We start from the raw sequence: 12,140 nt of genomic DNA, 5'->3' as shown, positions 1-12,140 counted from the left end.
GGTGAAGTACACCGGCATGCCGGCCTTGATCTTGACCACGTCGGCTTCGGAAACTTCGGCGTTGACTGTGACCAGGTCCAGCCGCGCCAGCATCACGATGGTCGGTGCGGTCTGGTTGGCGTTGACGGTGCGGCCCTCTTCGGCGACCACCGCCACCACGGTGCCGTCCATCGGCGCGGTGATGCGGGTGTAGGCCAGGTTGGCGCGGGCGGTGCCCAGCTCGGTTTCGCTGCCCTTGATCTGCGCATCGTAGGACTGGATCTGCGCGCGGGCGGTTTTCAGCTTGGCGTCGGCGGCGTCGTATTCGGCCCGCGAGGTCGCTTCGGCGGCCAGCATCTGCTGCTGCCGCGCGAATTCMAGCTCGGCCTCGCGCAGGCTGGCCTGCTGCACCGCGCGCTGCGCCTTGACCTGGTCCAGCGTGGCCTCGGCGTTGAGCACCTGGTTCTGCTGGGTGGTGGCATCGATCTCGGCGATCAGGTCGCCTTGTTTGACCGTATCGCCCAGCTGCACCCGCAGCGATTTGATCTGGCCGGAGGCCTGCGCGCCCACGCTGACCAGCTTGTAGGCATCGATCACCCCGGTGGCCTCTACCGTCTGCTCGATGTCGCCACGGCCGACCGGGGTGGTGGCCAGGGTCGGGGCGGTCGGCTTGCGCAGGTACCATGCGACAATCGCAGCCAGCACGACGACAACGGCGATCAACAGCAGCACGCGGCCGCGACGGGTGATGGGCAGGCGGGGCTTCACGATGATCGTCTACTCGGCAGGCCGGGATGCGGCGTTGTCAGCATTGTGAAGACCGCACCCGTGCGGCTCAACACTCGCCCTGTGTCGGGGCGTAACCAAAGGCCTGCTTTTGTATGTCGCCGTGTGTCTGTTGCCTGCTTTGAAACATGCGTACGCAAACCACTGGATGCGGTTCAGCTCCCGACAGGGGATCATGGCCGCATGGAGACTCCCAATCCGATGCATCGACTGCTGATCGTCGACGACGACCACGACATCCGCCAGCTGTTGGCCGAACAACTTGGCCGCGCCGGCTACCAGGTCAGTACCGCCAGCGATGGCCAGGCCATGCGCCAGGTCCTCGAGCGCGAGCACGTGGACCTGATCGTRCTCGACCTCAACCTGCCACGCGAAGATGGCCTGACCCTGTGTCGCGATCTGCGCGCGCGGTCGAGCACGCCGGTGATCATGCTCACCGCACGCAGCGAGCCGATCGACCGCGTGCTGGGCCTGGAGATGGGCGCCGACGATTACCTCGGCAAGCCGTTCGAGCCGCGCGAGCTGCTGGCGCGCATCCGCAACGTGCTGCGCCGTACCGAAGCGCTGCCGGCCAATCTGGAGCCGCTGGCGATTCGCCGGGCACGCTTCTCGCAGTGGATCTTCGACCTGGAGCATCGCCACCTGCTCGATCCCGATGGCCGCGTGGTGGTGCTGTCCGGGGCGGAGTTCCGCTTGCTGCGGGTGTTTGTCGGGCATGCCAACAAGGTCCTGTCGCGCGAACAGCTGGTGGCGCTGAGCAGTGGCCGCAGCTATGAATCGCAGGATCGGGCGATCGACCTGCAGGTCAGCCGGCTGCGCAACAAGCTGGCCGATGACGGTGGCAGCGATGGGCTGATCAAGACCGTGCGCAACGAAGGCTATGTGCTGGCCACGGCAGTTACCCTGGAATGAAACGCCTGGGTCGGTTCTTCGCCTCGATGGTCGGGCGCCTGTTCCTGATCCTGCTGCTGGGCATGAGCGTGGCGGCGATCGGCGCGACCATGCTGGCCAGCGCCAAGCGCCAGCAGGAGTTCGAGCGGCAGAATCTCAACCGCATCGCCGACCGCCTGCAGGGCTTCGTCAACATGCTCGATGGCAATCCCGAGCTGCGCGATCGCCTGCTCGACAGCGGTGGTCCGAGCGTGCGGCGGCTGCCGCCGGGCGCACGGGTAGGTCCGCCGGATGCCGCGCTGATGGAGGTCCTGGATGACCGGCCGGGGCCGGTGTCGAGCAGCCAGGTCGCCTTTACCTCGTTCCGTTCGTGCCTGCCGCGTCTGCCCGAACTGCCGCACCCGAAGAAACCGCGCAACGGCCCACCGCGCGAGCGCGATCCGGCCTTCATCCCGCCCAAGTGCCGGATGGTGGCGCTGCGCCTGAGCGATGGCACGCCGCTGCAGCTGGCGCTGGACTCGCCGGCGGTGGCGCACAACGGCATCCTGGCGGTGGACCCGCTGTTCCTGACCCTGCTGGTGATGGCCATCGCGGTGCTGGCCTACGTGGTTGCGCGGATGGCCAGTGCGCCATTGCAGCGGCTTGCCTCGGCGGCCGCCGCGCTGGGCGACGACCTGCAGGGCGCGCCGATGCCGGTGACCGGGCCACTGGAGGTCAAGCGCGCCGCCGAAGCTTTCAACGCGATGCAGAAACGCCTGCAGCGGCACCTCGGCGAGCGCACCCAGATGTTGGCGGCGATCACCCACGACCTGCAGACGCCGGTCACCCGGCTGCGCCTGCGCCTGGAGAACGTCACCGATGACGCCCTGCGCGAGCGCCTGATCGGCGACCTGGCCGCGATGCAGGCGCTGATCCGCGAGGGCCTGGAGCTGGCGCGCAGTGCCGAAAGTGCCGAGCAACGTGCAGCGCTGGACCTGGATTCGCTGCTGGAGAGCATCGTCGAAGACGCCGTGGAAGCCGGCGCCGACGTGCGTTTCGACGAGCCCAGCGGCGCGGTGTTGATGCTGCGGCCGCTGGCTATGCATCGGCTGTTTTCCAACCTGGTGGACAACGCGGTGACCTACGGCCAGTCGGCGCGGGTCAGCGTGGAGCAGGACGCGGACAAGGTGGTGGTGCGCATCCGCGACCGGGGACCCGGCCTGGCAGACGACGAGCTGGAGGCGGTGTTCGACCCGTTCGTGCGGCTGGAGACCTCGCGCTCGCGCGAAACCGGCGGCGCCGGCCTAGGCCTGACCATCGCGCGGGCGCTGGCCGAAAAGGATGGCGCGCGGCTGGCGCTGCGCAACCATCCGCTGGGCGGGCTGGAGGCGGTGGTGGAGTGGCCGGCGAGCCTGCGCGCGGCGGGCAGCCGTCCTGCCTGAGCGCTCTCGACACAAAGCGGCGTGGTTTTGCCTACTATGGGCAACCCCACCCGCTTACTTTCGCATGAGCGCGCCTTTCCCCGTCGGTTGCAAGTCCAGTGCACCGCCGCCCGTCGCACGGCCTCCCGCCCGTTTCCTGGCTGGTCCTAACGGATGAGCCAAGCGGGGTGCGGTAGCCGGTGGCGGCCGGTACAACGCAGTGTCCATCGGCGTCTCGGCGCAGCCCTGTTGTGGCTGTGCCTGTGCTGCGCACTGCCGTGGCCGCTGTCGGCGCAGGACGGCCCGCCGCCGCTGCGCGATTACGCCACCGATGTGTGGACCTCGCGCAACGGCCTGCCGCACAACTCGCTGCGCGACATCGCCCAGACCCCGGAAGGGCATTTGTGGTTCGCCACCTGGGAAGGCCTGGTGCGCTACAACGGGCTGGATTTCACCGTGTTCGACCGCAGCACCAAGCCGGGCCTGCGCGACAACGGTGTTGGCGCGCTGTTCGTCGACCGTGCCGGTGCGCTGTGGATCAGCGACTCGCGCGGCAACGTCACCCGGCGTGGCGCGGATGGACGCTGGCAGGTGTTCGAACACGCACCGGGCGCGCCGGAGGTGCTGATCCAGGCGATGCAGATGGACAGCCATGGGCGGCTGTGGCTGCTGTATGAAGGCCAGGGCATCGGCAGCCTCGGCCCGGACGGGACCTTCCAGTACCAGAAGCCGCCGGCCGACGTGCCGATGGCGATGAGCTTCACCAAGCTGGTGGTGGACGCGCAGGACCGGGTCTGGGTGGGCACGCTGGACGGGCTGGTGGTGCGCGACAACGACGGCGTGCTGCGGCGCGCGCCGGAGAGTTTCGGGCTGGGCCGTGGCCTGGTCTGGCCATACCGCGCCCCGGACGGGGTGATGTGGATCGTCGCCGGCGAGCGCGTCTACCGCATGCAGGATGGGCTGCCGCAGTTGCAGCACCGCCTGCCCGGGGTGATGCATATCACCGCGATGCTGCAGGACCGGCATGGCGACCTGTGGCTGGGTACCGAGAACCAGGGACTGCTGCGTTTGTCGCGGCACGGGCTGGAGCGCCTGCCGAACGGGTTGTCGCTGCCGGGCGGACGGGTGGTGAGCCTGCGCGAAGATGCCGAGGGCAGCATCTGGGTGGGCGCCAACGGCGGTTTGTACCGCCTGCGCGAAACCTTGTTCAGCAGCTTCACCGAGCGCGATGGACTCAGTGGCGATTACGTACGCACGGTGCTGGAAGACCAGAATCGGCAACTGTGGATCGGCAGCGCCAACGGCCTGGACCGTCGCGATGCGCAGGGCCGGTTCGTACCGGTTGCATTGCACAACAGCGGCGGAAAGACGCCTTCGGTGCTGAGCCTGGCCCAGGACCATGACGGCGACCTGTGGGTAGGCACCTTCGGCGATGGCGTGTTCCGGCTGGATGCACAGGGCCGCACGCGGCGGATCTACGGCGCCGCCGACGGGCTGCCGGGCGGCAACATCCGCGCGATGAGCGTGGACCGCGCCGGCGCGGTGTGGGCCGGCACCCAGAAGGGTGTGGTGCGGATCGACGGCAACGGCGTGCACGTGCCCGACATGCCCGGAATGCCCGGTGGGCTGATCACTGCGATGACACACGACGCCGATGGCGCGTTGTGGATCGGCACCATCGAAGGGATCAAGGTGCTGCGCGGTGATCGCGTGCAGAGCATCGACCTGGCCCCGCTGGGCGGTGGCCGCAGCGTGTTCGGCTTCCAGCAGATCGACGATGCGATGTGGATCAGCAGCGACCGTGGCCTGTACCGCTGGGAGGACGGCACGCTGGCGCGGGTCGGGTTGGAGCAGGGCATGCCGGTGGACACGGTGTTCCAACTGGTGCCCGACCGGGTCGGCAACGTCTGGATCAGCAGCAACCGCGGGGTCCTGCGCACCGACATGGACATGCTCAACCAGGTCGCCGATGGCCGTGCCCAGCGGATCGAGGTCGAGCATTACAACGAGATCGATGGCATGGCCAACTCGCAGGCCAACGGCAGCTCCGGGCCGTCGGCGATCCTGCGCCAGGACGGCACGTTCTGGGTGGTCACCGCCGGCGGCCTGAGCACCGTCGACCCGCTGCGTCTGCAGCGCTTCCGCGAGCGGCTGGCACCCCCGGCGGTGATCGAGAACGTACTGGTCGATGGCAAGCCGCTGCACTGGCAGGGCAGCGACCACAACAGCATCCCTGGCGGGCGTCGACTCAGCGTGAGCTATGTGGGCCTGAGCTACCTGATGTCCGAGCGGATCCGTTACCGCACCAAGCTGACCGGGCTGGACAATGGCTGGATCGAACGCGGCCAGCAGCGCAGCGTCGAATTCGTCGGCCTGCCGCCGGGCAACTACACCCTGCACGTGTCCGCGGCGCATCCCGGCGGCAGCTGGAGCGACAGCGAGGCGGTATGGGAGTTCACCGTTGAACCGTTCCTGTGGCAGCGGCGCACGGTGCAGCTGATCGGCGTGCTGCTGTTGGTGGCCGGGCTGATCGCGCTGTACCGCTATCTGATCAACCGCTACAAGGCCAGCAACATCCGCCTGGCGCGGATGGTCGACGAGGCCACGCGCGACCTGCAGGCGCAGACGGTCAACCTGCAGGCCTTGAACCAGGAAAAAACCGAGCTGGCCGACCGGCTGGCGGTGCAGGCCGAGCAGTTCGGGCGGCAGGCGCGCGAGGATGCGTTGACCGGGCTGCCCAACCGGCGCGCGTTCGACGAAGCGCTGGCGCGCGATTTCGCCCGCTCCCAGCGCAGCGGCCATCCGTTGTGCCTGGTGGTCCTGGACATCGACCACTTCAAGGAGGTCAACGACCAGCACAGCCACAGCGTCGGCGACCTGGTGCTGGTGGAAGTGGCGCGGGTGATCGCCTCGGCCTGCCGCGACTCGGACATGCCGGCGCGTACCGGCGGCGAAGAGTTCACCCTGCTGCTCAATGACACCCGGCTGGCCGAAGCGGCGCAGGTCTGCGCACGCCTGCGCGGGCTGTTCCATGACCATCCGGACTGGGCCGGCGTGCCCGGCCTGAAGGTGACCTTCAGTGCCGGCCTGGTCGAGCTGGATGCGGCCGACCGCACCCCGATGCTGCTGTATCAGCGCGCCGATCGCGCGTTGTACCGGGCCAAGAGCGAGGGGCGCGACCGCACCGCGATCGGGTAGAGCCGACCGTTGGCCGGCTGCGCGCGATGATCGACACCCGGTAGAGCCGACCGTTGGTCGGCTGCACGCGATGATCGACACCCCGGTAGAGCCGACCGTCGGTCGGCTGCACGCGATGATCGATACCCCGGTAGAGCCGACCGTTGGTCGGCTGCACGCGATGATCGATACATCGGTAGAGCCGACCGTTGGTCGGCTGCACGCGATGATCGACACATCGGTAGAGCCGACCGTTGGTCGGCTGCACGCGATGATCGATACCTCGGTAGAGCCGACCGTTGGTCGGCTGCACGCGATGGGTGGTGTGCAGGCGGCTGGCGCTTGAGAGCAGCCGACTAACGGTCGGCTCTACCTTCGGGGGGTATGTGCCGCGCTTGAGAGCAGCCGACCAACGGTCGGCTCTACGGTCGCGGCCACGCGTTGGCGATGGTGCAAAACAGCTTGGCGGTCTGCTCGGTGTCGTACACCGCGCTGTGTGCCTCGTCGGCGTCCCAGCCCAGGCCTGCGGCGGCGGCCGCACGCGCGAGCACGGTCTGGCCATAGGCGATGCCGGCCATGGTGACCGTGTCGAACACGCTGAAGGGATGGAACGGGTTGCGCTTGTGGCCCACGCGGTTGACCGCGGCATTGACGAAGCCGAGGTCGAAGTGCGCGTTGTGGCCGACCAGGATCGCGCGCTGGCAGCCGTATTTCTTCACTGCCGCGCGGACCGGGGCGAAGATGTGGTCCAGCGCGTCCTTTTCAGACTTGGCCAGGCGGAACGGGTGGTCCAGGATGATGCCGGTGATCTCCAGCGACTTCGGGTCGATCTCGAGCCCTTCGGCCGGAATCACGTGGGCGCTGGCGGTCTGGCCGGGGTAGAGCAGGCCGTTGTCGTCCATTTCGATCGGCACGGCGGCGATTTCGAGCAGCGCATTACGGTTGCAGTCGAAGCCACCGGTCTCCACGTCGATCACTACCGGCAGGAAGCCGCGGAAGCGCTGGGACATGGCCAGGTTCACTGCCGGGGCAGCAGGCGCCGGARCGGCGGTGGGGGGCAAGGCGGCATCTGTCATGCGGCGATTCTAGCAGAGGGGGACTGTACGCCTCCCGCGCTCAGGCCAGCGAAGGCGTGCGTGCCAAACAGCGCTGCAGCAACCGGTCCAGGCTCAGCGGGCCGGCCCCTTGCAGGACCAGCGGCAGCAGCATGGCCATAAACAATACGGGCAGCTTGAAGTTGCCAAAGCCCTGGTCGGTAATGGCATAACCCATGGCCAACTCGCCCAGCCCGTCCCAGTGCATGGGCCAATGCACGGCGGCGGTGGCCACCACGGTCAGAACCAGCAGGCTGCTGGCGGCCATGCGCGTGCCCAGGCCGACCAGCAGGCAGGCCGCGCCCACCAGTTCGAACCACGTGGCCAGCTGCCAGTTGACGCTGGCCGGTACCTGGTCGAAGGGAAACGGGAACGCCTGCTGCAGCTCGCCGAACCAGTTGCTGCCGTGCAGTTTCTCGCGGCCGGATTCGAAATACTCCCAAGCCAGCAGAAGGCGCAGGCCAAGCGGGGCAATCCACGGGCCGAGCGGGTCCAGCCGGCCGCGCAGGGCGGCCAGATACGGTGTCTTCATCAACGGAATCCTTGGTTGGGGGATCAAGAAGCGGGAGGGGCCGGGCCGATCACGCCGCTGTCCTGGAACTGGTGCAGCAATGCTGACCCGGGGGCGAGCAGCGCATCGGCGGGCAGGCCGTGGGCGCGTGCAAGTTGCTGCAGGTGCCACGTGCCGGCATGGCCGGGCTGCTGGCCGATCTGTTCCAGCAAGTGCGCGGCCATCGGGCTGATGGTCGCAAAACGCACCTGCCCATCCGGGTCACGCCGCACCAGCAGCCCGGTGGGGTCGTCACCTGGTGTGTGGGGAGCGTCGTCGCTGCCCAGCCGGTGCACCGGCCAGTGGTACAGCAGCGGCCACGCCAACGGCGAGCGCAGCAGGGGGACGTGCATCGGGTCCAGCCCGGGCGTGGCCGGCAGCGGCTGGGCATCGAGCTGGTACAACGCGGTTTCCACCCACTCGTAGTGCGCCAGTTCGGCCAGCGCCGGGTGTGGCAGCGTCGGCTGGACCTGCAGCCACTGCACGAACTCGGCGGCCAGTTCAGTAAACAGCGGGGTCTGCGCGCGGTGTTCGGCCACGAAGCGCCTTACCAGCACGGTCCACTCGGGATCGCCCAGCAGCTGCACGCAGACCGGAAAGCCGGTGCCCAGCAGGCCCAGCAGGTTGTTGAACACCAACCGCCGGTAGACCGCCAAGCGCCGTGCGTCCAGCCCGGCGGGCGGAGCCACCTGTGCCGGGTCGCGCAGGTGGGTGGTGAGTGCCCGCTGTTGGGCGTGCAGGCGGGCCGGTGCGTCACTCATGGTGGGCTCCTGCGTGCGCGGCCATCAGCTGGCGGATGGTGCGCAATTCGTCGCGCAGTTCGGGGTAGGGCGGAAAGTTGAAATCGCGTTCGAGCAGGGTGGGGCGTGCACCGATGCGCGCGTAGGTGCGGGCCAGCAGGTCCCAGACCGGATCGATCACGGCGCTGCCGTGGGTGTCTATCTTGAGGTCCGCAGCTTCGTCCAGGTGGCCGGCCACGTGCAGGCAGACGATGCGCTCGGCGGGCAGGCCGGCGATGAACGCGTCGGCGTCGTAGCCATGGTTGCAGGCGTTGACGTAGACGTTGTTGACGTCCAGCAGCAGGTCGCAATTGGCTTCGGCCAGCACGGCGTTGGTGAAGGCCAGTTCGTCCATGGCCGGTTCCGGTGCCAGGTAATAGGAGACGTTTTCCACCGCGATGCGCCGGCCCAGGACATCCTGCACGCGGGCGATGCGTGCGGCGGTGTGGTGCACGGCTTCGTCAGTGAAGGGGATGGGCAGCAGGTCGTAAAGGTGGCCATCGTCGCTGCAGTAGCTGAGGTGCTCGCTGTAAAGCGGTACCCGGTGCTGGTCGAGGAACCGGCCCACCTGTGCAAGCAATCGGGTGTCCAGCGGCGCGGTGCTGCCCAGCGACAGGGACAGGCCGTGGCAGCTCAGCGGGTAGCGCTGGGCGAGGTCGGCCAGGGCCTCCCCGGCAGGGCCGCCCACGCCAATCCAGTTTTCCGGGGCGCATTCGAGGAAGTCGAGGTCGCCGGCCGGGGCATCACGCAGGGTCTGCAGCAGTGCGCGGCGCAGGCCCAGCCCGGTCGCCGCCGCAGGCAGCGGCGACCGGTGCATGCCCGGGGCGATGGGGTCAGTGCTTGGCACCGCACTTGCCTTCGCCGCACTTGCCTTCCGCGGCCTTCTTGTCGCCGGCGGCCTTGGTCTTGGCCTCGGCCTCGGTGCCCTTGCCCTTGTCGGCGCCGCACTTGCCTTCGGCGGCCTTGGCGCCGGTTACGGTGGCCGTTTTGTCAGCGGCCTGGGTGCCGGTCTTGTCGCCATGGGCGCCACACTTGCCTTCACCGCACTTTCCTTCGGCGGCCTTGGTCGCGGCCTGGCCGGCAACGAGGTAGCCCTGGGCCAGGTCGGTCATGCTCAACGCGGACGCTGATGCAGTGGCGCCCAGGCCAGCGGCCAACGCGGTGGCGGCCAGCAGGGACATCGAACGGGTGGATTTGGTCATCGAAACGGAACTCCTTTGGTGGTGAGCCAGTGGCCCGGAATGGAGCCGCAGGTGCAGCGCCTGGATGGATCATGTCCTGCGAACCCTCAACGAATCCTCCCATGCAGTTCAACAATCGGTGAATACAATTTGTTGCGGAAGGCGCAGCCTGCGATGCCGCCCGTGAACCGGCACGCGCTGAAGGGACCACCAGCAGCATTCTGCCTTCCGCGAGAAACAAGGTTGTTCTCCCCCGGCGGGGAACCGTGCTGTTCCAAAGACTCTGGCGGGAAGGTGCAGGGCGCGCTCCATGCTTGCCATCTGGACGGGAGAAAGACMCATAAAGGTGCTTCTCCCATCGGAGGGGAACATCTTGGTGCAAGGGCCGTCGCAGCCTGAGGACGATGCTACGGGTGCGGACGGGCAGTGCCCGCGACGTGTGCATCGGGCTGTGTCTTCGCTCGGGTCTGTCGCGCGCGTGAGAGCCCCGTGGCGGCCGGCAGGCCCCTGGCGCAAATGTCCCCTGGCCGCGTGGCGGCCTCCTCCTATATTTTGCCCAGCGCCCGATCCACCGACTGCCGCGCCCGGACAGGGTCAAAGCACGCTTCTGCTTGCTCCGCATAGGGGAGAAAGACAAAAAAAGCCGCCACCCGAAGGCAGCGGCTTTTGCTGTTGTTGCAGCGGGAGAACTCAGACGTGATCGGTGCTGCTGGTTTCGTCGCGCTTTTCGCGCGGCGGAAGGACCTGCTCGCCGTGCACCAGGAACCAGACGTTCTCGGCGATGTTGGTGGCATGGTCGCCCACCCGCTCCAGGTTCTTGGCCATGAACAGCAGGTGCGTGCACGGGGTGATGTTGCGCGGGTCTTCCATCATGTAGGTCAGCAGCTCGCGGAACAGCGCGGTGTACTGCGCGTCCAGGCGCGCGTCGTCATCGCGCAGCGTCAGGGCAGCGGCGGCGTCGTTGTCGCGGTAGGCCTGGATGGCGCGGCGAACCTGCTCGGCGGCCAGCCGGCCAAGCGAGCGCAGGCCTTCGATCTGCGGCAGCGGCGGCACCTTGCTCAGCGCGATCGAGCGCTTGGCCACGTTGGCGGCGTAGTCGCCGATACGCTCGATATCGGCCGGGATGCGCAGGCCGGCGAGGATCTCGCGCAGGTCGCGGGCCATCGGGCCACGCAGCGCCAGGCGCATCACGTCGTGGCTGATCTGCTGTTCCAGTGCGTCGATCGCTTCATCGTTGGCGATGATGCGATGGGCGGCGTGGTCGTCGCGCTTCTCGATGACGTCCATGGACGCCTCGAGCTGGGCGACGGCCATCTCGCCCATGCGCACGATCTCGGCCACCAGGCGTTGCTGCTCTTCGTCGTAGCTCTTGACGATGTGGTCGTTGGGAATGCTCATGCGGTTCTATCCAGAGGTTCGTGGGCGGGCCGGGATCAGCCGAAGCGGCCGGTGATGTAGTCTTCGGTCTGCTGCTTGTTGGGCTGCGAGAAGATCACTTCGGTGCGGTCGTGTTCGATCAGGTCGCCCAGGTACATGAAGGCGGTGTAGTCGGACACGCGCGCGGCCTGCTGCATGTTGTGGGTGACGATGACGATGGTGTAATCGTGCTTGAGCTCTTCGACCAGCTGCTCGATGCGGCTGGTGGAGATCGGGTCCAGCGCCGAGGTCGGCTCGTCGAGCAGCAGCACGTCCGGGCGCAGGGCCACGGCGCGGGCGATGCACAGGCGCTGCTGCTGGCCACCCGACAGGCCCAGCGCGCTCTGGTTGAGCTTGTCCTTGACCTCGTCCCACAGCGCGCCCTGGCGCAGTGCCTGTTCGACGCGCACGGTCATGTCGGCCTTGGACAGCTTTTCGTGGTGGCGGATGCCGTAGGCGACGTTCTCGAAGATGGTCATCGGGAACGGCACCGGCTTCTGGAACACCATGCCGACCTTGCTGCGCAGGCGGTTCATCGGGTACTTGGGCGAGAGGATGTTCTCCCCGTCCAGCAGCACCTCGCCGCGCGCTTCCATCTTCGGGTACAGCGCGTAGATGCGGTTGAAGATGCGCAGCAGGGTGGACTTGCCGCAGCCRGACGGGCCGATCAGCGCGGTGACGCGCTTTTCCGGGATTTCCAACGCGATGTTCTTCAGTGCGTGGAACTTGTCGTAGTAAAAGTCCAGTCCACGCGCGGCCAGCTTGATCGGCGCCGGGGTCTGCAGGCTTTGATGCGAGGCCGGCACCACGATGCGCTGCATCGGCACGGCGTTGGAGAGATCATTCATGGCGAGGTCCGCGGAGAGGTCAGTCATTGGAGATACGGT

General features: G+C 67.7%; 12 protein-coding genes. 4 read left to right on the top strand and 8 right to left on the bottom strand.

Annotation, left to right across the window (positions count from 1 at the left end; genetic code table 11):
- Nucleotides 1–747, bottom strand: a 747-nt coding sequence (locus tag ACXJKH_RS07365; protein ID WP_457318935.1) for an efflux RND transporter periplasmic adaptor subunit, incomplete at its 3' end; no start/stop codon positions are given.
- A 201-nt stretch (nucleotides 748–948) separates the two neighbouring features.
- On the opposite strand from ACXJKH_RS07365, the gene ACXJKH_RS07360 reads away from it, so the two are divergent.
- From ACXJKH_RS07360 to ACXJKH_RS07345, 4 genes are all read left to right on the top strand, one after another.
- On the top strand, nucleotides 949–1,677 hold the full coding sequence (locus ACXJKH_RS07360; RefSeq protein WP_256777427.1) for a response regulator: 729 nt from the start codon (nucleotides 949–951) through the stop codon (nucleotides 1,675–1,677).
- Nucleotides 1,674–3,077 carry an ATP-binding protein gene (locus tag ACXJKH_RS07355; protein ID WP_457318934.1) on the top strand — a complete coding sequence of 468 codons (1,404 nt, stop codon included), beginning with the start codon at nucleotides 1,674–1,676 and terminating at the stop codon, nucleotides 3,075–3,077. The genes ACXJKH_RS07360 and ACXJKH_RS07355 overlap by 4 nt, the downstream gene beginning before the upstream one ends.
- A 153-nt stretch (nucleotides 3,078–3,230) precedes the next feature.
- A complete protein-coding gene (locus tag ACXJKH_RS07350; protein WP_457318933.1) occupies nucleotides 3,231–6,254 on the top strand; it encodes a two-component regulator propeller domain-containing protein in 3,024 nt (1,007 codons plus the stop codon).
- Nucleotides 6,255–6,324: 70 nt separating this feature from the next.
- Nucleotides 6,325–6,579 (top strand): hypothetical protein, encoded by a 255-nt coding sequence (locus ACXJKH_RS07345; RefSeq protein ID WP_457318932.1) that lies wholly within the window; start codon nucleotides 6,325–6,327, stop codon nucleotides 6,577–6,579.
- Between the two features lie 76 nt (nucleotides 6,580–6,655).
- On the opposite strand, the gene rnt is transcribed toward ACXJKH_RS07345, so the two are convergent.
- The 7 genes from rnt to pstB all read right to left on the bottom strand — a co-directional run bounded on the left by rnt (nucleotide 6,656) and on the right by pstB (nucleotide 12,101).
- On the bottom strand, nucleotides 6,656–7,309 hold the full coding sequence (gene rnt, locus ACXJKH_RS07340; protein ID WP_457318931.1) for a ribonuclease T: 654 nt from the start codon (nucleotides 7,307–7,309) through the stop codon (nucleotides 6,656–6,658).
- A 40-nt stretch (nucleotides 7,310–7,349) separates the two neighbouring features.
- The gene (locus tag ACXJKH_RS07335; protein WP_256777423.1) at nucleotides 7,350–7,859 is read right to left on the bottom strand and encodes an HvfX family Cu-binding RiPP maturation protein; all 510 of its coding nucleotides are present in this window, start codon (nucleotides 7,857–7,859) and stop codon (nucleotides 7,350–7,352) included.
- A gap of 23 nt (nucleotides 7,860–7,882) precedes the next feature.
- The gene (locus ACXJKH_RS07330) at nucleotides 7,883–8,638 is read right to left on the bottom strand and encodes an HvfC family RiPP maturation protein (protein ID WP_256777422.1); all 756 of its coding nucleotides are present in this window, start codon (nucleotides 8,636–8,638) and stop codon (nucleotides 7,883–7,885) included.
- A complete protein-coding gene (locus tag ACXJKH_RS07325; protein ID WP_457318930.1) occupies nucleotides 8,631–9,503 on the bottom strand; it encodes an HvfB family MNIO-type RiPP peptide maturase in 873 nt (290 codons plus the stop codon). Before ACXJKH_RS07325 ends, ACXJKH_RS07330 begins: the two co-directional genes overlap by 8 nt.
- The gene (locus tag ACXJKH_RS07320) at nucleotides 9,490–9,858 is read right to left on the bottom strand and encodes an HvfA family oxazolone/thioamide-modified RiPP metallophore (RefSeq protein ID WP_457318929.1); all 369 of its coding nucleotides are present in this window, start codon (nucleotides 9,856–9,858) and stop codon (nucleotides 9,490–9,492) included. Before ACXJKH_RS07320 ends, ACXJKH_RS07325 begins: the two co-directional genes overlap by 14 nt.
- Nucleotides 9,859–10,527: 669 nt before the next feature.
- The gene (gene phoU / locus ACXJKH_RS07315) at nucleotides 10,528–11,235 is read right to left on the bottom strand and encodes a phosphate signaling complex protein PhoU (RefSeq protein ID WP_256777420.1); all 708 of its coding nucleotides are present in this window, start codon (nucleotides 11,233–11,235) and stop codon (nucleotides 10,528–10,530) included.
- Nucleotides 11,236–11,270: 35 nt separating this feature from the next.
- Nucleotides 11,271–12,101: a phosphate ABC transporter ATP-binding protein PstB gene (gene pstB, locus ACXJKH_RS07310; RefSeq protein ID WP_256777419.1), complete on the bottom strand. Its 831-nt coding sequence runs from the start codon at nucleotides 12,099–12,101 to the stop codon at nucleotides 11,271–11,273.
- Nucleotides 12,102–12,140: the final 39 nt, after the last annotated feature.

The sequence above is a fragment of the Stenotrophomonas sp. P5_B8 genome (genome assembly GCF_054049855.1).
This window is presented reverse-complemented; position numbering and strand designations above follow the sequence as displayed.